At 39.6% G+C, this 18806-nt stretch carries 20 protein-coding genes; all 20 read left to right on the top strand.

The features are described from left to right. The 20 genes from fliJ (at nt 1) to LJY09_RS20595 (ending at nt 18787) form a co-directional block, all read left to right on the top strand. Complete coding sequence (fliJ, locus tag LJY09_RS20690; RefSeq protein ID WP_028411429.1) at nt 1-444, top strand: flagellar export protein FliJ; 444 nt, start codon at nt 1-3, stop codon at nt 442-444. 9 nt (nt 445-453) lie between these two features. Continuing rightward, nucleotides 454-1086: a MotE family protein gene (locus LJY09_RS20685; RefSeq protein WP_033579781.1), complete on the top strand. Its 633-nt coding sequence runs from the start codon at nt 454-456 to the stop codon at nt 1084-1086. Between the two features lie 17 nt (nt 1087-1103). Then, entirely contained in the window at nt 1104-3731 is a 2628-nt protein-coding gene (locus tag LJY09_RS20680; RefSeq protein WP_154973150.1) for a flagellar hook-length control protein FliK, read from the top strand. 9 nt (nt 3732-3740) lie between these two features. Then, entirely contained in the window at nt 3741-4169 is a 429-nt protein-coding gene (gene flgD, locus LJY09_RS20675) for a flagellar hook assembly protein FlgD (RefSeq protein WP_154973151.1), read from the top strand. A gap of 25 nt (nt 4170-4194) precedes the next feature. After that, nucleotides 4195-4998, top strand: a complete 804-nt coding sequence (flgG, locus tag LJY09_RS20670) for a flagellar basal body rod protein FlgG (RefSeq protein ID WP_028411426.1) — start codon at nt 4195-4197, stop codon at nt 4996-4998. Between the two features lie 35 nt (nt 4999-5033). After that, nucleotides 5034-5243 carry a flagellar FlbD family protein gene (locus LJY09_RS20665; RefSeq protein WP_028411425.1) on the top strand — a complete coding sequence of 70 codons (210 nt, stop codon included), beginning with the start codon at nt 5034-5036 and terminating at the stop codon, nt 5241-5243. Nucleotides 5244-5246: 3 nt separating this feature from the next. Continuing rightward, complete coding sequence (fliL, locus tag LJY09_RS20660) at nt 5247-5678, top strand: flagellar basal body-associated protein FliL (protein ID WP_028411424.1); 432 nt, start codon at nt 5247-5249, stop codon at nt 5676-5678. Between the two features lie 20 nt (nt 5679-5698). Further along, nucleotides 5699-6700, top strand: a complete 1002-nt coding sequence (fliM, locus tag LJY09_RS20655; RefSeq protein ID WP_154973152.1) for a flagellar motor switch protein FliM — start codon at nt 5699-5701, stop codon at nt 6698-6700. Beyond that, complete coding sequence (gene fliY / locus LJY09_RS20650) at nt 6690-7820, top strand: flagellar motor switch phosphatase FliY (RefSeq protein ID WP_014458445.1); 1131 nt, start codon at nt 6690-6692, stop codon at nt 7818-7820. The genes fliM and fliY overlap by 11 nt, the downstream gene beginning before the upstream one ends. A 21-nt stretch (nt 7821-7841) precedes the next feature. Further along, nucleotides 7842-8204 (top strand): response regulator, encoded by a 363-nt coding sequence (locus LJY09_RS20645; RefSeq protein WP_228307418.1) that lies wholly within the window; start codon nt 7842-7844, stop codon nt 8202-8204. Between the two features lie 63 nt (nt 8205-8267). Beyond that, nucleotides 8268-8909, top strand: coding sequence for a flagellar biosynthetic protein FliO (locus LJY09_RS20640; protein ID WP_028411421.1), 642 nt, complete (start codon nt 8268-8270; stop codon nt 8907-8909). Then, nucleotides 8902-9570, top strand: coding sequence for a flagellar type III secretion system pore protein FliP (fliP, locus tag LJY09_RS20635; RefSeq protein ID WP_028411420.1), 669 nt, complete (start codon nt 8902-8904; stop codon nt 9568-9570). Before LJY09_RS20640 ends, fliP begins: the two co-directional genes overlap by 8 nt. A 10-nt stretch (nt 9571-9580) precedes the next feature. Next, nucleotides 9581-9850 carry a flagellar biosynthesis protein FliQ gene (gene fliQ, locus LJY09_RS20630; RefSeq protein ID WP_016765390.1) on the top strand — a complete coding sequence of 90 codons (270 nt, stop codon included), beginning with the start codon at nt 9581-9583 and terminating at the stop codon, nt 9848-9850. Between the two features lie 2 nt (nt 9851-9852). Beyond that, nucleotides 9853-10629, top strand: coding sequence for a flagellar biosynthetic protein FliR (gene fliR, locus LJY09_RS20625; protein ID WP_047749904.1), 777 nt, complete (start codon nt 9853-9855; stop codon nt 10627-10629). Nucleotides 10630-10631: 2 nt separating this feature from the next. After that, nucleotides 10632-11714 carry a flagellar biosynthesis protein FlhB gene (gene flhB / locus LJY09_RS20620; protein ID WP_033579789.1) on the top strand — a complete coding sequence of 361 codons (1083 nt, stop codon included), beginning with the start codon at nt 10632-10634 and terminating at the stop codon, nt 11712-11714. Between the two features lie 30 nt (nt 11715-11744). Beyond that, nucleotides 11745-13781: a flagellar biosynthesis protein FlhA gene (gene flhA / locus LJY09_RS20615; RefSeq protein ID WP_028411417.1), complete on the top strand. Its 2037-nt coding sequence runs from the start codon at nt 11745-11747 to the stop codon at nt 13779-13781. After that, nucleotides 13781-14878, top strand: a complete 1098-nt coding sequence (flhF, locus tag LJY09_RS20610) for a flagellar biosynthesis GTPase FlhF (RefSeq protein ID WP_228307417.1) — start codon at nt 13781-13783, stop codon at nt 14876-14878. The genes flhA and flhF overlap by 1 nt, the downstream gene beginning before the upstream one ends. Then, nucleotides 14871-15740, top strand: a complete 870-nt coding sequence (locus LJY09_RS20605; protein ID WP_028411415.1) for a MinD/ParA family protein — start codon at nt 14871-14873, stop codon at nt 15738-15740. Before flhF ends, LJY09_RS20605 begins: the two co-directional genes overlap by 8 nt. Nucleotides 15741-15749: 9 nt before the next feature. Further along, nucleotides 15750-16793 carry a protein-glutamate methylesterase/protein-glutamine glutaminase gene (locus tag LJY09_RS20600; protein ID WP_028411414.1) on the top strand — a complete coding sequence of 348 codons (1044 nt, stop codon included), beginning with the start codon at nt 15750-15752 and terminating at the stop codon, nt 16791-16793. A gap of 14 nt (nt 16794-16807) precedes the next feature. After that, a complete protein-coding gene (locus LJY09_RS20595; RefSeq protein ID WP_165635193.1) occupies nt 16808-18787 on the top strand; it encodes a chemotaxis protein CheA in 1980 nt (659 codons plus the stop codon). The last annotated feature ends 19 nt before the right edge of the window (nt 18788-18806 follow it).

Here is an 18806-nt window from a genome sequence, read left to right as displayed (position 1 = left end):
ATGGCATATGAATTTAGGTTATCTAAAATAATGGCAATTAAGTCAAATGAAAAAGATGAACTGCTATCTCAATATAATCAATCCCTACAGCAGTTTGAAACAGCGGGTGAAAAGCTTTATAAAAAGTTAAAAGAAAAAGAAACGCTGATTGAACAGCATACGGGCAAAATGAAGCAGGGGCTTTCTATTTTAGAAATTACATCATTTCAGCAGTTTTTAACAAGTGCCGAACGAGTGATTGAAAGGCTGCAACAAGAGGTCATGTTTGCCAGACAGCAAATGAACTTAAAGAAACTGAAGCTAGAAGAAAAGAATATAGAAGTAAAGAAGTATGAAAAATTAAAAAAGAAAGACTACGATTCTTATATAACAGCGGAAAAACAATTAGAAGCGAAGCAAATGGATGAGCTGTCTTTACAGCAGTACATGCTGCATAGAAATTAGGTGAAAAACATGGCTAAACGAAAAGAATTAAGAGAAGAGTACGAAGAAGAAAACTATGAAGATGGGAAATCTTACAGTAAAAGCCAGGTGTTTTTATTTTTAATCTTTATTCCAGCGGTGTTCCTCATCTTGGCAGCTTACATTGTCCTGACACTTTTAGGCGTCAATATAAATGATAAGGTTTCTGCTGTTACACACGCCATTCCATTTGTATCAAGTGAGCAGTCACAAAAAAATGAAAATATTCAAGAAAGCAATGAAGAAATACAAAAGCAGGTTGAGAGCCTTCAAAAGAAGCTGAGCACGAAAGAAAAGCAAATTTCAGCTTATGAGAAAACGATCAGTACAAAAGATCGTCAAATGGATGAACTCAAAATTGAAATGCGCGATATGGAAGAAAAAGCCGATGACGAAGCGAAAAAACAAAAGAACAATCAGCTGGCGAAAAAAGATGTCATTGCTACCTATGAAAACATGTCTCCTAAAAATGCAGCGCTCATTTTTGCCGAATTAAAAGAAGACAAAGCGGTCGCGATGCTTAAGCAGTTCAAAGCAAGTACAAGAACGGCAATCTTAGAAAAAATGGATCCGAAAGTAGCTGCACGCTATACGACATTGTTAACAGATCAGATTGATGAATAAAAGCAGAGGTGAAAACAGTGGAAATTTCACTACGTCCAGCAGCTGCATCAAAGGTAAACTGCGATGAAAAAGCGGCTGTTATTCAGACTCAGGGTTTTTTTGAAGAAATCGTTCAGCAGCTTCAGCAGCTAAATGCGCAACCTTTAGCGAGCCGGGAGAAATCATTGAATGAACAAGCGATAAATCAAGACGTCTTTAACGCGGTCGGGTTAATTGCGATTCAGTTAAGCGAAGCAGAATATGAAGGAGATGAAGGAGATGAACCGTCTGTCTTATACGAACATCTAGCCGAGATGATCAGTAGTATTCCAAGTAGTCTAGATTTGGAACAGCCGCTTCTAAAGCTGCAGCACGTGTTAACAGAAATGCAGCACGAACCTGTTTCATCTAAAACAGACAGTCAAGAACAATATTTGTCTTCTATTTCTAGCTTGTTGACTATATGCAAAAACACGTCGTCTGCGTTTCAAACAGAGTTTGCTCAGCTGATGGAAAAACTACAAAAACCGCAGCTACAGTCAGTGAAGCTTTCAGATTCGCAGCTTCAAGGCTTGCGGAAAGCTGCTGTTGAAAAAATAGAGAAAATTCATAAACAACCACGTGTATTAACCGATACCTTACATGAAAAGCGCTCAGCTGGTTTTTTCGCCGTTGTTCATTCAACTTCAAAAAATTCTCTAAAAGATATGAGCGCTGTTCGTAAAGAAGAAAAAGGGCCGCTATTTAATCAGCTTCCATGGAAAAAAGATGTGGTTTTAGGTAACCCAAGTATAGATAGTGAAAGTTCTTTCACTGCTAAAACAGCCGGGTTGAAGTTGAAAAATAACCCATCAGCTTTTGGAGCTGGAGAAATGCTTAAGATCCAAGAGTTTTCTATTGATCTAGGGCAAGCAAACTCTGATCATCAACAGTCTGACGATCTGGTAAATGAGCTGCAAAAAATATGGAGTAAAGCTTCGATCAGTACTGAAGAAGGAGCATCCAAGCTTTCCATTAAATTGTTTCCAGAGCAGCTAGGGACGATTTCAATTGAAGTGCTTCAACAAGACAATGAAACAATTGCGCAGGTTGTGGTAACGTCAGCGAAAACAAAAGAGCTGTTAGATGCCAACCTTTTCAGTTTACGACAAGCTCTTGCGTCTCAACGCGTAGCGGTTGATCAAGTGGATGCGGCGGGAGTTCAAGCAGCTCCAGAAAGTTCTGTAACAGAGAGGAATGCTTTTGGTAAAGAAGAAAAAGAGCCGCAGTTTTCTATTGATTTAAGCCAAGCAAAATCAGACTATCAGCAGTCTAGCAATTTGGTAAACGAGCTGCAAAAGGTATGGAGTAAAGCTTCGATCAGTACTGAAGAAGGAGCATCCAAGCTTTCCATTCAGCTATTTCCAAAGCAGCTAGGGACAATATCAATTGAAGTGCTTCAACAAGACGATGAAACGATTGCGCAGGTTGTGGTAACGTCGGCAAAAACAAAAGAGCTGTTAAATGCCAATCTTTTCAGTTTACGGCAAGCTCTTGCGTCTCAGCACGTATCGGTTGATCAAGTGGATGCGGACGCTGTTCATACAGCTCCAGAAAGTTCTGTAACAGAGGTGAACGCTTTTGGTAAAGAAGAAAAAGAGCCGCAGTTTTCTATTGATTTAAGCCAAGCAAAATCAGACTATCAGCAGTCTAGCAATTTGGTAAACGAGCTGCAAAAAATATGGAGTAAAGCTTCAGTTGGATCTGAAGAGGGGGCATCCAAGCTTTCCATTCAGCTATTTCCAAAGCAGCTAGGGACAATATCAATTGAAGTGCTTCAACAAGACGATGAAACGATTGCGCAGGTTGTGGTAACGTCGGCAAAAACAAAAGAGCTGTTAAATGCCAACCTTTTCAGTTTACGGCAAGCTCTCGGGTCTCAGCATGTATCGGTTGATCAAGTGGATATGGACGCTGTTCATACAGCTTCAGAAAGTTCTGTGAAAAATATGACTGCTTTTCCTAAAGAAGAAAAAGTACCGTTTTTTAATCAGCTTCCATGGAAAAAAGATGTGGTTGTACCCAGCGGAAGTATAGATACCAATAGCTTTTTGGAAAATAGCGAAAGTCCGGCAGGTACACACACAACCGGGGCGCCAGTAGAGAATCAGGCATCATCCTTTGGAAGTGGAGAAATGCCTAAGCTTCAGCAGTTCTCTATTTATCTAGGGCAAGCAAAATCAGACTATCAGCAGTCTAGCAATTTGGTAAACGAGCTGCAAAAAATATGGAGTAAAGCTTCGTTTAGTACCGAAGAGGGAACATCCAAGCTTCTCATTAAGTTATTTCCCAAACAGCTAGGTGCGATTTCAATTGAAATGCTTCAGAAAGACAGTGAAACGTTTGCGCGAATTGTTGTATCGTCAGCAAAAACAAAAGAGTTATTAGACTCCAACCTTTCAACTTTGCGGCACGGTCTCGCGTCTCAGCAAGTATCAATTGATAAAATCGATGTGCTGCTGTCAGAACAAGCGATGTCGTATAACAATGAAAACGATCAGCAAAAAGAAAGACAGGAAAAAGAGCTGTTTAGAAACGAAGAGGAAGATCAAGATTCACAACACTTGGAAGAAGGGGCTTCATTTTTGTCTTCTTTTGAAGCAGCGCTTATTAACTACAACGTATAGGTGATAACAATGACAAATGAAATTACGTCTGACTTGTATCTAAGTAATAGGGAAACACAAGTGAAGCAAACGGGAAACAGCTCGCTTGGCAAAGATGACTTTTTGAAGCTTTTGATTGCTCAGCTTCAAAATCAAGATCCAATGAATCCAATGGAAGACAAAGACTTTATTGCTCAAATGGCTCAGTTTTCATCCCTTGAACAAATGACAAATATGAGCACATCGCTCAATACGTTTTTAACGCAGTCTCAGGCTTCTCCTATTTTAAAAGGGAGCGAATTAATTGGTAAAACCGCTGCATGGTTAGATGAAGAAGGAAATAAAAAGCAAGGAGTCATTTCGACAGCATCCGTCAAAAACAATGAGGTATCGTTTAGGATCAACGATGAAAATCATACGGTACTTTCGCTAAACGATATCTTAGAAGTAAGCAGTTAACCAACCAAATTTAAGGAGTGATTTTATGTTACGTTCGATGTATTCAGGAATCAGCGGCATGAAAAATTTTCAAACTAAATTAGATGTCCTAGGAAATAACATTGCCAATGTTAATACGTACGGCTATAAAAAAGGACGTACAACGTTTCAAGATTTAGTAAGTCAGCAAGTAGCAGGAGCAACAGGGCCGGCTGGGAACCGTGGAGGTGTTAACGCTAAACAAGTGGGATTAGGTTCACAAATTGGCACAATTGATACAGTTCAAACGGCAGGAAGCATTCAGTCAACAGGACGCCCTCTAGATTTAGCTATTTCTGGAGACGGCTATTTTGTTGTAAATGATGGAACATCAGACTATTACACAAGAGCGGGGAACTTCTATTTAGATAAAGATGGTTATCTAGTGACAGGTGATGGATTATTTGTACAGGCTACTAATGGAAAAATTAGGATTGATCCAACTACAGCTAAAAGCTACAGCATTGGAGCAAATGGAACTGTTAATATTGTTGGTCTAAACGGAACTATGCTTCCGAATCCTCAGACTATCAAGCTTGCAAAGTTCGCTAATAATGAAGGGCTTCAAAAAGCAGGAGGAAATTTGTTCGCTAATACTCCAAATGCTGGGCTGGTTACAACTCCTGCAAACATTACTCCTGGAAACAGCGGTACAGGAACTTTAATTTCAAGCGCCCTTGAAATGTCCAACGTTGATTTATCGGAGGAATTCACGGACATGATTGTTGCACAGCGCGGATTTCAAGCGAATACAAGAATTATCACAACATCCGATGAAATACTGCAAGAATTAGTGAATCTAAAACGATAGGCGGGAGGAAGGAGTAGGTATTACTCCGGTTGATTATGATCACTTTAACGAGGCTAAACGGCAAAACATTTACGTTAAATGCTCTTTACATCGAGCAGGTTGAGGCATTTCCAGATACAACTATTACGCTAACAAATAACAAAAAGCTAGTGGTAAAGGATTCAGTTGAAGAAGTGAATGAGAAAGTGACGAGTTATTATCAGCTAATTAACGTATTAGGGTTGCAGCAAACGACGGAGGAATAAAGTGTGTTCAAAAATAAGCTAATTAGTAAGATGATTATTATCCTGCTTTCTCTTACTTTAATAGGAAGCATTGCGGTTATTGTGACGTTAAAGTATACGGAGCAGGCAAGTACCGAAAAAGGTCCATCTATCGACGATGTGATTAAAGCTTCTGTGGATGTAACGGATATCAAAACCAATTTAAAAAGCAATAACTACATCAGCATCTCCTTTAAAATTCAAATGGATAGTAAAAAAGCGGCAGCAGAGCTTCAAAAAAGAGACTTTCAAGTAAGAGACATTATTATCAAACGGCTCTCCGATATGAGTGCTCAAGATTTTGAAGGAACGCAAGGGCTCAGTACGTTAGAAACAGATATTGCAAAGCAAATTGATCAATTAATGGAAAACGGACATGTTGTTAAAATTTATACAACGTCTAAAGTGTTGCAGTAAAGAAAAAGGGAGGGAAGCTAGTGGCTGGGGATGTATTATCACAAAATGAAATTGATGCCCTATTATCCGCGTTATCAACCGGAGAGATGGATGCGGATGAGCTAAAAAAGGAAAATAAAAAACAGCGTATTCGTACATATGATTTTAAACGCGCCCTGCGTTTTTCGAAAGATCAGATTCGCAGTTTGACGCGAATTCATGAAAATTATGCGCGCATGCTCATCAACGTCTTTTCGGCGCAGCTTCGTAACGTTGTACAAGTGTCCGTTGTATCAGTGGATCAAATTCCGTATGAGGAGTTCATTCGCTCTGTTCCGAAAGTAACCATCTTAAACGTGATAGCCGTCCCTCCTTTAGAAGGGCATATCATTATGGAAGTCAATCCGAACATTGCCTATGCGATGCTTGACCGCTTGCTCGGGGGACAAGGCGAGAGCGGTGGGAAAATTAGTAACTTAACGGAGATTGAAACGAGCTTGGTTCGAAACTTGTTAGAGAAAACGTTAGACAGTATGAGAGAAGCTTGGAGTTCTATTGCGGAAATTGAACCTGAAACATCAGAGTTTGAAGTGAATCCTCAGTTTTTGCAGGTGATTTCACCAAATGAAATTGTCATCGTCATTTCATTAAACGTACAAATTGGAGATGAAACGGGCATGATCAATCTATGTATTCCGCACGTGACGCTTGAGCCGATTGTGTCCAAACTGTCCGTTCATTACTGGATGCAATCTTCGAAAAAAGAACCTAACGCACAAGAGGTTGAGCAGCTAAAGGAACAAATTAATGATGCGGAATTGCAGGTTGTAGCCGAGCTAGGAAAAGCGGATATTTCCATTGAAGATTTCCTAGCATTAGATGCGGGAGATGTTATTCGACTGCAAACAAGCGTTCATAATCCGTTAACTATTTACGTCGGAGAACAACCTAAATTTATTGCACAGCCTGGAAAAGTCAGTCGGAAAGTCGCTGTGCAAATTCTAGATGATGTTAAGAGGAGGAACGAAAGGAATGAACGATGACATGCTTTCGCAAGATGAAATTGATGCGTTGTTAAAAGGAACTTCTTCACTTGACGAGTTTTCAGAGCCGAATAAGTCAAGTCAAGTAGACGATTACTTTACGGAAATGGAAAAAGACGCGCTTGGCGAAATTGGAAACATTTCGTTTGGAAGTTCAGCAACAGCGCTATCGGCTTTATTGAATCAAAAAGTCGATATTACCACGCCGTTTGTATCGCTCGTGTATAAAGAAGAGCTGACGGATGAATTTCCAAATCCTCATGTCGCTGTGCAAGTTCAGTACACAGAAGGCTTTTCTGGTACGAATTTGTTAGTTATTAAACATGAAGATGCAGCTGTTATTTCAGATTTGATGCTTGGTGGAACGGGAGAGAATCCGACGGAAATCATGGATGAAATTAAGCTGAGTGCAGTGCAGGAAGCGATGAATCAAATGATGGGTTCTGCAGCGACGTCTATGTCTACGGTATTTCAAAAGAAAATTGATATCTCTCCGCCGAGCTTAGATATTTTAAATATTCAAAAAGGGGAAGGCACAGAGCTGATTCCACAAGATGACGTCTTTGTAAAAGTCTCTTTTAATTTGAAGGTAGGCACATTAATCGATTCGAATATTATGCAGCTTTTATCGATATCTTTTGCTAAAAGTTTGGTGGAAGAGCTTTTAGGTCCAAGCGCAGAAGGTACGGCAGCTTCTATTGAAAAAGAATCAGACCTTAACGAAAAGCAAACAGAACCGCCGGCAGCTGAATACATACAGCATGAAGAAACACAGCAGGCAGCACCTGTTCATGTACCAGTTGATGTTCAGCCCGCATCGTTTTCAGAGTTCGAGCACGTGCCTTCTCCTCAGGGGGATTCACGAAATTTAGACATGCTGCTTGATATCCCGCTTCAAGTTACCGTGGAGCTTGGAAGGACTAAGCGAACGGTTCAAGAGATTTTAGCCTTATCTTCTGGTGCAATCATTGAACTTGATAAACTAGCAGGAGAACCGGTAGATATCTTGATTAATAGCAAATTAATTGCAAAAGGTGAAGTGGTCGTCATTGACGAGAATTTTGGCGTTCGCGTAACTGATATTATTAGTCAAAGAGACCGTATTAACAAACTAAAGTAATGATTTTTAGGAGGAGTAGAGATGGGAAACCGAATTTTAATTGTAGATGATGCTGCATTTATGCGCATGATGATCAAAGATATTTTAACGAAAAATGGATATGAAGTAGTAGCGGAAGCGGCAGACGGCCATCAGGCTGTAGAGTTATTTAAAGAGCATACACCAGATCTTGTCACAATGGATATTACGATGCCTGAAATGGATGGAATTGCGGCCTTAAAAGAAATTAAAAACATAAAAAGTGATGCTAAGGTGATCATGTGTTCAGCGATGGGACAGCAGGCAATGGTGATTGATGCCATTCAAGCAGGGGCAAAAGACTTTATCGTTAAGCCGTTTCAAGCAGATCGTGTAGTAGAGGCAATTTCAAAAGCAATTGGATAAACAACAGATTGGCGGGGCTTTCCCGCTAATCTTACACTATGTTGAAGTAAGAGGTGGCAGACATTGCTGCGAAAGTTCGTAATTGTTGCGCTGTTAATAAGCGTATTAGCAGGATCAAATCAAATCGTCTATGCAGAAAGTGGATCTGCATCGGTAAAAGAATGTTTGGAGAAAACGGAGAAGTGTTCAGAGAGTGAGAGTACTGATTCAAAAGAAAAAACTGAACTCCAGGCGACGCCTGCGCTTTCAGCTGGAGATATCGTGAAGATGATATTCGCGTTTTTACTTGTAATTGGGCTGCTTTTTGCGCTCTTAAAATTTGTAAATAAAAAAGGAAGGCTGCTACAAAAAAATAAAGTCGTACAAAACTTGGGTGGTACAAATGTTGGAAGCAGCAAGTCTGTACAAGTAGTCAAAGTTGGAAATCAGCTTTTTGTTATTGGAGTCGGTGAAAATGTGCAGCTTCTTTCAGAAATTACAGGGCAAGAGAAACAGCAGCTGCTTACGCAGTATGAGGAACAACAGAAAAACGAGGGCGAATATAAAGTCGTACTACCGTCTTTTTTAGAAAAATTCACTTCTAAAAAAGAAGAGAAATCTAGTCATTCTTTTCAGCAGCTTTTTCAGCGAGAAATGAATGAAATGAAAATAAAAAGACAAAACGCACTGAAAGAGTTAGAAAGGAACAAAAAGAACGATGAATGAAGTGATGAATCTCTTTAACTCGAGCAGTCCTACAAATATTTCAACTTCTGTCCAGCTTTTGTTGCTGCTGACGGTGTTTTCAGTAGCTCCTGGAATTTTAATCATGATGACCTGCTTTACACGAATTGTCATTGTGCTTTCATTTGTACGTACGTCGCTTGGGACACAGCAAATGCCTCCTAATCAAGTATTAGTTGGTTTATCGCTGTTTTTAACATTTTTTATTATGGCGCCAACTTTTTCTCAGGTAAATGAACAGGCGCTTCAGCCGCTTTTAAAAGAAAAAATCACGTTGAATCAAGCCTATAAAAAAGCAGCTGAACCAATGAAAGAATTTATGAGTGCTCATACAAGACAAAAAGATTTAGCTCTTTTTTTAGAATATGCGGATATAGATAAACCATCCTCTGTTCAAGATATTCCCTTAACTGCGCTCGTTCCAGCTTATGCGATCAGTGAGCTAAAGACGGCATTTCAAATTGGATTTATGATTTTTATTCCTTTTCTCATTATCGATATGATTATAGCAAGCGTGCTGATGTCTATGGGAATGATGATGCTTCCTCCCGTTATGATTTCGCTCCCGTTTAAAATTTTACTATTTGTACTGGTTGACGGCTGGAATTTAGTTGTTAAATCATTATTAATAAGTTTTCAATAGGTGATAGACAATGAATGGAGAATTTGTCATTTCGTTAGCAGAAAAAGGCGTGTATACAATTTTAATTGTATCTGGTCCTCTATTACTGCTGGCCCTTGTAGTTGGGCTCATTATTAGTATTTTTCAAGCAACTACCCAAATTCAAGAGCAAACTCTTGCTTTTGTTCCTAAGATTGTAGCGGTCTTAGTAGGGATTGTATTTTTTGGTCCGTGGATGTTATCAAAAATGATTTCATTTACATATGAAATTTTTTCAAATCTGTATCGGTACGTAGGATAGCTATGAGTCAGTTGATCTTATCCTATCCCGCGTTTTTACTAGTACTAGTGCGGGTAACGTCTTTTTTTATCACTGTTCCGCTATTTTCATACAAAACGATTCCCGCAGTTCATAAGGTAGGTTTATCTGCCTCGCTATCCGTTATTATTGCGACAACGATTGATTTACCCGTCGTTTCGTTAGATGCACAGTTTGTACTTTTAGTAGTAAAAGAATGTGCTGTTGGGTTGTTTATTGGTTTGACTGCGTATGTATTTATTATGGCTATTCAAATCGCCGGAGGTCTCATCGATTTTCAAATTGGGTTTGCCATTGCCAGTGTAATAGACCCGCAGACAGGGGCGCAAAGTCCGATACTAGGTCAATATTTATATGTATTTGCTCTTCTATTTTTATTATCGACCAATGGGCATCATTTATTAATAGACGGCATTTATAATAGTTATTTAATTATTCCGTTAGACAAAGTAGCTTTCCCTGTGGGAAGCCAAGCATTTGCTACACACATCATAACTGTTTTTTCATCGATGTTTTTAGTAGCCGTTCAAATGTCTTTGCCTTTGGTTGGTTCATTATTTTTAGTCGATATCGCGCTTGGCATCATCGCGAGAACGGTTCCGCAGTTAAATATTTTCGTAGTTGGATTTCCGGTGAAAATCATCGTTGCTTTTATTTTACTAATTGTAGTGATGGGGAGCATGTTTTATATGATGCAAATCATATTTGAACAAATGATAGAAGCGATGCGCGCGATGATCCGCATATTAGGAGGGGTGTAGCTTTGTTTTTAGTAAAAGTTGATTTGCAATTTTTTGCAGGAGAAAAAACGGAAAAAGCTACACCTAAAAAAAAGCAGGACTCTCGAAAAAAAGGACAGGTAGCTAAAAGTCAAGACGTTACCACTGCGCTCATTCTTTTAATGGTTTTTCTTTATTTTTTGTTTGGAGCCAAACAATTTTTACAGCAAATGATGAAGCTGTTAAGAGAAGCTTTTCAAACGTATATGCTTGAGGAAGTGACGGCAGAGCGCGTATTTGCGATGTTTAAGCATCTTCTTCCTTCAATTGCTCTTGCAGCGGGTCCTGTCATGCTCGCAGCTTTTGTTGCTGCGCTCGGAGCGAATTATATGCAGGTTGGCATTCTTTTTTCCACGGAGTCCCTTCAGCCTAAGTTAGAAAAGATTAACCCTATTAGTGGAGCCAAACGAATTTTTGCCATGAGAGCGCTGGTAGAACTAATCAAGTCAACGCTGAAAATTATGTGTATCGGAGCCGTCACGTTTTTTATCTTATGGATTCACATAGAAGATGTATTAAATTTATCTCAAAAAAGTATAGGGGACTCGCTGGTTGTTCTGTCTAAGCTTGTTTTTCAAATGGGACTTGCAGCTTCGCTTATGCTTTTATTTTTATCGCTGCTTGATTATTTGTACCAAAAGTTTGATTTCGAGAAAAATATTCGAATGTCAAAGCAAGATATCAAAGATGAGCATAAAAACATTGAAGGAGATCCTCTAATCAAATCAAAAATAAAGCAAAAGCAGCGTGAAATGGCAATGTCTCGCATGATGCAAGAAGTTCCAAAAGCAGATGTCGTCATTACAAACCCTACTCATTATGCCATTGCTTTAAAATATGATGAAGAAAAAATGGATGCTCCCTATGTTGTAGCCAGCGGCGTAGATTTTATTGCTCAAAAGATCAAAGGAATTGCCAAAAGTCATGAAATTATCATGGTAGAGAACCGCCCGCTGGCAAGAGCGCTTTTTGATCAAACCAAAGTAGGGGATGCGGTTCCAGAAGAGTTTTTTAAAGCGGTGGCTGAAATATTAGCCTACGTATACCGCATTCAAAATAAAATGTAACGTTACGCTATTGTAAGGAGAGAAAAATTAATGTCTGCAAGAGAACTGCCAGTTGTTATAGGTGTTGTACTCATTATCGTTATGCTTGTTATTCCGTTGCCTTCATGGTTATTAAGTATTTTAATCATGATTAACATTTCTCTTGCGCTGCTTGTACTGCTCGTTTCCATGAATATGAAAGAACCTTTAGAGCTATCGGTGTTTCCGTCTTTGCTGCTGGTTCTTACGCTGTTTCGATTAGGTTTGAACGTATCGACAACCCGTTCAATTTTAGGAACAGGAGAAGCAGGCGGAGTAGTGGAAACATTTGGCCACTTCGTGATTGGTGGAAATCCGTTAGTGGGGTTTGTTGTCTTTATTATTTTAATTATCATTCAGTTTCTCGTTATTACAAAAGGAGCGGAGCGTGTTTCTGAAGTAGCCGCACGTTTTACCTTGGATGCGATGCCAGGGAAACAAATGAGCATTGATGCAGATTTAAATGCAGGTATGATTTCAGAAAAACAAGCAATTGACCGCCGTGAAAAAATTCAGCGCGAAGCAGATTTTTACGGAGCAATGGATGGAGCTAGTAAATTCGTCAAAGGTGATGCCATTGCAGGGATTGTCATTACCCTTATTAACATCTTGTTTGGAATTATTATCGGCATGCTGCAAATGGGAATGTCCATCACTGAAGCATCCCAAACGTTTACTTTGTTAACAGTAGGCGATGGATTAGTGAGTCAAATTCCAGCCCTCATGATTTCAACAGCGACGGGAATTATCGTCACGAGAGCTGCTTCAACAGGCAATTTGAGCGAAGATATTACACGGCAGCTGTTTGCTTTTCCCATTATGCTTTATGTAACTGGAGGAACAATTGCCGCTCTTGGTTTAATCACGCCAATTAATGATGTCATTACAATGCCTATTGCTATTTTATTAGGTGTGGGAGGCTATTATTTGTCTCAGGCTAAAAATCAGGCGGTTCGTGAAGAAATGGCCCCTACTGAAGAAGAGCTAGAAGACAATGAAATGAAAAGTCCAGAGAGTGTTGTCAATCTATTAAGCGTTGATCCGATTGAATTTGAATTTGGGTATGCATTAATTCCGCTTGCTGATACGAATCAAGGAGGCGATTTACTCGATCGAATTGTTATGATTAGGCGCCAGCTGGCACTTGAGCTAGGATTAGTCATTCCAGTTGTTCGTATAAGAGATAACATTCAGCTTCAGCCCAACGAATACTGTCTTAAAATAAAGGGCAATGAAGTGGCGAAAGGGGAGCTGCTGCTCGATCACTACTTAGCAATCAGTCCCGGAATGGATGATGAGTTGATTGAAGGAATTGATACGTTAGAACCAGCTTTTAAAATGCCTGCGAAATGGATTAGCGAGTCGGTGAAGGAGCAGGCTGAGATGTTTGGGTATACCGTTGTGGACCCACCGTCGGTTGTGTCTACGCACATAACAGAAGTTATAAAATCGTATGCGCATGAGCTGATTGGAAGGCAGGAGACAAAGCAACTAATTGATCACACAAAAGAAACGTATCCTATTTTAATTGAGGAAGTAACGCCTAATCCGCTTTCCGTTGGAGACATTCAAAGGGTACTGGCAAAACTTTTAAAAGAGAGCGTCTCAATTCGAAATTTACCCATTATTTTTGAGGTGCTGGCCGACTACGGAAAAATGACGTCAGACACCGATTTGTTAACTGAATATGTCAGGCAAGGACTTGCAAGGCAAATTACCAGTCAATATACGGTCCAAGAAGGTCTGCTTCGAGTTCTTACCCTTTCAGGAAAAGTTGAAAAAACGATGGCGGAAGCTGTTCAACAAACGGAGCATGGGAACTATTTATCACTAGACCCTAACGTTTCACAAGCTATTGTGGAAAGTATAGCTAAGCAAATAGAAACACTTTCTTTTCAAGAACAGTCTCCAATTGTGTTATGTTCTCCTGCAGTGAGGATGTACGTGCGTCAAATCACTGAGCGGTATTTTCCTCATATGGCGGTTTTATCATATAACGAGTTAGAAGCAAATGTTGAAGTTCAAAGTGTTGGAGTGGTGGATATCTGATGAAAGTAAAAAAATATGTAGTAGAATCTATGCCGCAAGCTATGAAAGCCATTCGTTCAGATTTAGGTGAGGAAGCGGTTATTTTACATTCGAAACAAATTCGAACAGGAGGTTTTCTTGGCTTATTTACTAAGGCGAAAATAGAAGTATTGGCAGCTGTCGATCCCGTAGAAAAGCTGAGCGTAAAGAAGAACTCAGCGCCGCCAGAACACAGTATGGAAGATAATCAATCTTTTATGAAGCAGCAGCTCAGTGAGTTAAATACTCTTGTCTCACAAATGAGTCAAATGCCAAAGGTTTCTTCAGGTTCATATCCAAAAGTAGTGGAAGATGTGCTTGCTTATTTGCGTTTGCAAGAAATAGACGAAGCTATTTTAGAAAACTTGGAGGCTCCTATGCTAGAGTACTACTACTTACATCGCCCTAACTCAAACCAACTCATGAAGTGGACGAAAAACTGGTTTACCAATCAGTTTAAAGCAAGTGAATGGAGCGGTCCTTTCAAAAAATATGTAAGTGTAGTAGGGCCAACAGGTGTCGGTAAAACAACCACTCTTGCTAAATTGGCTGCAAAGTGTGTCCTAGAACAAAATCAAAAAATAGCATTTATCACAACGGACACCTATAGAATTTCAGCGATTGAGCAGCTCAAGACGTACGCTTCGATCTTAAATGCGCCTTTAACGATTTGCTATAACGGAGAAGATTTTAAAAAAGCTTTGCTGGAAACAAAAGCATACGATGTGATTTTTATTGACACAGCAGGCCGTAACTTTTTAGAACCGCAATATGTAAATGATTTAAAGAAAATTATTACGTTTCAAGAAGATTTGCAAACGTTTCTTGTTCTAGCACTAACGTCAAAAGCATCAGATATGAAAGCTATATATGAACGTTTTACTAGTCTCCCTGTTGATCAACTGATTTTTACGAAGCGAGATGAAACAACTCACAAAGGCTCGCTTTTAAATATGTTGTATCGTTACGGCCAACGAGCTGCTTTTACAACAAACGGGCAGGATGTACCAGAAGATGTTTCGTCATTTAAAATAGAAGAGTTTATCGACGATGTGTTTGGAGATTGGAAAGATGAATGATCAAGCAGCAGTTTTAAGAGAAAAAGTGTTAAAGAAACATCAAAACTCTTTAAGGAATTGTAAAACTATAGCCGTGTTAAGCGGAAAAGGAGGAGTTGGAAAGTCGAATCTATCATTAAACTTATCTCTTGCGCTAACGAAGCAAAAGCAAAGAGTTCTTCTTTTTGACATGGATATAGGGATGGGAAATATTGATATTTTGATTGGACAAACTGCTTCCTATACGATGGTTGATTTGCTAGAAAAAAAGCTTTCCATCCAGCAAATTATTAAAAAAGGTCCTGAAGATTTAGCTTATGTGGCTGGTGGAACGGGAATTTCCTCTGTATTTGAATGGTCTCCATCGGACCTTGCTCATTTAATACAAGAATTGAGTTCTTTGACAAATCAATACGATTACATGATTTTTGATATGGGAGCGGGCATGTCAGAGAGTGTGCTTAAGTTTTTAAAAGCTGTAGATGAAATGATCGTGGTCACAACACCCGAACCTACATCTATCACAGATGCTTACGCTGCTATTAAGCTAGCAGCTTCCTATTCTGTATCAGCACCGGTTCGTCTTATTATTAACAAAACGCTTTCTGACAAAGAAGGAAATGAGACGTATGAACGATTTAACCGAGCTGTTCAGCAGTTTTTGAACATATCTATTTCTCTATTAGGTATTGTGCCAAACGATCAAGCTGTCCAGAAAGCGGTCAATCGCCAAATGCCTTTTTTGCTTCAAAACCCAACATCTAAAGCAAGTGTATCACTAATAGAAATGGTGAATATTCTTATTCCTCAAGACAATAGGATAACGGCTAAAAACGAGGGAATGTTTATTCGGCGCCTCAAACGATTTTTTCTTGAAAGGTAGGAAATGAGAGTGAATGAAATAAAGGTGCTTATTGTAGATGATTCTGCATTTATGCGAAAGCTAATCGGCGATTTTTTAGCATGTGACAGTCGTTTTCACGTTGTGGGTACCGCACGTAACGGTGAAGAAGGGTTGAAAAAAGCGCTCGAGCTGTCGCCAGACATTGTGACACTTGATATCGAAATGCCTAAAATGAATGGCTTAGATATGTTAAAGCAGCTTATGCGTGTGAAGCCCCTTCCTGTTGTCATGTTATCGAGTACAACAATAGAAGGTGCTGAAAATACGCTGACCGCTATGCAGTACGGCGCAGTTGATTTTGTTGCTAAACCTTCGGGAGCTATTTCGCTGGACTTACATAAAGTGAAAGATGAGCTTATCTCTAAACTATTGCTTGCTAGTAAAGCCAACATATCTTCAAGCAGTCATCAGCACGTGCAAAACAGAAGTGTATATAACCTCCCGATGGGGACGAAAGTGAACAAAATGATTTGTATTGGCACTTCTACTGGAGGACCGCGTGCGCTGCAAGAAGTATTATCAACTGTTTCAAAAGACATACACGCACCTATTTTTATTGTGCAGCATATGCCTCCAAATTTCACAAAATCATTAGCGGTTAGACTAGATCAGCTAGCTGATATTGAAGTGAAAGAAGCACAAGACAATGAAATCGTGCGCTCAGGATGTGCGTACATTGCGCCTGGAGGTTTTCATATGATGGTTGTAGAGAAAGAAGGACAGCTCAGCATTTGTTTAGACACTTCTTCACCTGTAAAGGGACATCGCCCCTCAGTGGATCGTTTGTTTCAGTCGATTAGTAAAATTTCAGGTTATCAAAAACTTGCTATTGTGTTGACGGGAATGGGGGCGGATGGAACGGAAGGCATTATTGATTTAAAGAAAAATAAAGACGCGCTTATATTGGCTGAATCTAAAGAAACAGCTGTCATTTATGGGATGCCCAAATCAGCTGTTTCTACAAAGCTTGTTGATTATATTGAACCGCTGCGAAACGTTGGAAGCTTTATTTCTCGCTACGCACAGAAATAGGAGGGAAAGTTACGATGGATATGAATCAATATCTAGAAGTGTTTATTGAAGAAAGCAAGGAACATCTTCAAAACGTTAACGACCAGCTAATGCGTTTTGAAAAAAATACCGATGATCTTGGTTATGTAAATGAAATTTTTCGGTCTGCTCATACGTTAAAAGGTATGTCTGCAACAATGGGATTTGATGATTTAGCACAATTAACTCACAAAATGGAAAACGTGCTAGATGCCGTTCGAAATCATCAAATCGACGCTCACACGGAAGTTCTTGATGCTTTGTTTGAATCAGTCGATGCGCTAGAAATAATGGTTCAATCTATTTCTGAAGGCGGCGATGGTCAGCTTGATGTCAAATTGCTTGTTCAAAAGCTGCAGCGTATTGTAGCAGAGGAACCCGCAGCAGAGCATGCGGCTTCTTCTATTGAGTATGATGAGTTCGTACAAACGCTGCTCAGTCAAACAGCAGGGCAAGGATTTAATGCGTTTGAAATAACCGTACAGCTCGAACGCACCTGTCTGTTAAAAGCTGCGCGTGCATATATGGTATTTGATGTGTTAGAGCAAGTGGGAGACGTCATTAAGTCAGCGCCAACTGTTCAAGATATCGAACAAGAAAAATTTGAATCATCTTTTATCGTTATATTAGTAACAAGCGAATCGCAAGAAAAGCTGAAGGCGAGCATTATGGAGGTCTCTGAAGTAGAAAGCGTGAAAATTGCTGCGGTCCCCATAAAAAAGGAGACAGAAATGCAGGAGCTTGTTTCACAAGAAGAAGCAGCAGCTATACAGGAAGTTACTGTGTCAGCACCTTCTAAATCGCCTGTTGAAGAGAAAAGACAGCTCTCAAATAACAAGACGATTCGAGTCAATATTGACCGTTTGGACAGTCTCATGAACTTGTTTGAAGAACTAGTTATTGATAGAGGCAGGTTAGAACAAATATCAAAAGAATTGAATAATAGCGAATTAGACGAAACGGTAGAGCGGATGTCCCGTATTTCTGGAGATTTGCAAACGATTATTTTAAATATGCGTATGGTGCCTGTAGAAACCGTTTTTAATCGGTTTCCCCGTATGGTGAGACAGCTTTCAAAAGATTTAGGGAAACAAATTGAACTTCAAATTGTCGGAGCTGATACAGAGTTGGACCGGACCGTCATTGATGAAATTGGAGATCCGCTTGTTCACTTATTAAGAAATGCCGTTGACCACGGAATTGAAATGCCTCAAGCACGCTTAAAGAACGGAAAGAATGAAAAGGGAACGATTCGCCTTAAAGCTTATCATAGCGGAAATCATGTCTTTATTGATTTAGAAGATGACGGGGCGGGCATCAATCGTGAAAAGGTACTGCAAAAAGCGTTAGATCGAGGAATTATCGATGGGAAAACTGCTGAAACGCTGACGGATAAACAAGTGTACGAGCTCATTTTCGCTTCGGGCTTTTCGACGGCTGAACAAATTTCAGATGTTTCCGGACGAGGAGTAGGTCTAGATGTCGTGAAAAACACGATTGAATCGCTAGGGGGTTCTGTAACGATCGATTCTAACGAAGGATACGGTTCGCGTTTTTCTATTCAACTGCCGCTCACTCTGTCTATCATTTCTGCTTTACTCGTGCAAATGAGTGAAGAGCGCTATGCCTTACCGCTTTCTTCGATTATTGAAACAGCTATTGTTCAGCCGAAAGAGGTCATGCATGTACATGGTCAAAAGGTTATTGACTTTCGAGGAGCCATTATTCCTCTTATTGATTTAAAAGAACTATTTACTGTGCCTAACTCGGTACAAAGAGATCATTATTCCGTCGTTATTGTGAAAAAAGGAGAAAAGACCGCCGGGCTAATTGTTGATTCTTTTATCGGTCAGCAGGAAATCGTTTTAAAATCTTTAGGTCATTATCTGCCGGGTGTATTTGCTATTTCAGGAGCCACGATTTTAGGCGATGGACAAGTAGCACTTATCATTGATTGCAACGCTTTGATCAAATAACAAATGCTGTAAAAAGAAA

Origin of the sequence: Priestia sp. J2 (genome assembly GCF_020790095.1) — a bacterium.
Taxonomy (GTDB): Bacteria; Bacillota; Bacilli; order Bacillales; family Bacillaceae_H; genus Priestia; species Priestia zanthoxyli.
The sequence above is the reverse complement of the archived record's forward strand: the minus strand, read 5'-3'. Positions and strand labels throughout refer to the sequence as shown.

What these genes read in the sequence shown, in the direction of transcription:
- fliP (WP_028411420.1), top strand. Translation starts at nt 8,902, where the DNA reads ATGAATGAAGTGATGAATCTCTTTAACTCGAGCAGTCCTACAAATATT.
- fliR (WP_047749904.1), top strand. Translation starts at nt 9,853, where the DNA reads ATGAGTCAGTTGATCTTATCCTATCCCGCGTTTTTACTAGTACTAGTG.
- LJY09_RS20605 (WP_028411415.1), top strand. Translation starts at nt 14,871, where the DNA reads ATGAATGATCAAGCAGCAGTTTTAAGAGAAAAAGTGTTAAAGAAACAT.
- LJY09_RS20645 (WP_228307418.1), top strand. Translation starts at nt 7,842, where the DNA reads ATGGGAAACCGAATTTTAATTGTAGATGATGCTGCATTTATGCGCATG.
- fliJ (WP_028411429.1), top strand. Translation starts at nt 1, where the DNA reads ATGGCATATGAATTTAGGTTATCTAAAATAATGGCAATTAAGTCAAAT.
- flgD (WP_154973151.1), top strand. Translation starts at nt 3,741, where the DNA reads ATGACAAATGAAATTACGTCTGACTTGTATCTAAGTAATAGGGAAACA.
- LJY09_RS20595 (WP_165635193.1), top strand. Translation starts at nt 16,808, where the DNA reads ATGGATATGAATCAATATCTAGAAGTGTTTATTGAAGAAAGCAAGGAA.
- flhA (WP_028411417.1), top strand. Translation starts at nt 11,745, where the DNA reads ATGTCTGCAAGAGAACTGCCAGTTGTTATAGGTGTTGTACTCATTATC.
- flgG (WP_028411426.1), top strand. Translation starts at nt 4,195, where the DNA reads ATGTTACGTTCGATGTATTCAGGAATCAGCGGCATGAAAAATTTTCAA.
- LJY09_RS20685 (WP_033579781.1), top strand. Translation starts at nt 454, where the DNA reads ATGGCTAAACGAAAAGAATTAAGAGAAGAGTACGAAGAAGAAAACTAT.
- fliY (WP_014458445.1), top strand. Translation starts at nt 6,690, where the DNA reads ATGAACGATGACATGCTTTCGCAAGATGAAATTGATGCGTTGTTAAAA.
- LJY09_RS20665 (WP_028411425.1), top strand. Translation starts at nt 5,034, where the DNA reads ATGATCACTTTAACGAGGCTAAACGGCAAAACATTTACGTTAAATGCT.
- fliQ (WP_016765390.1), top strand. Translation starts at nt 9,581, where the DNA reads ATGAATGGAGAATTTGTCATTTCGTTAGCAGAAAAAGGCGTGTATACA.
- flhF (WP_228307417.1), top strand. Translation starts at nt 13,781, where the DNA reads ATGAAAGTAAAAAAATATGTAGTAGAATCTATGCCGCAAGCTATGAAA.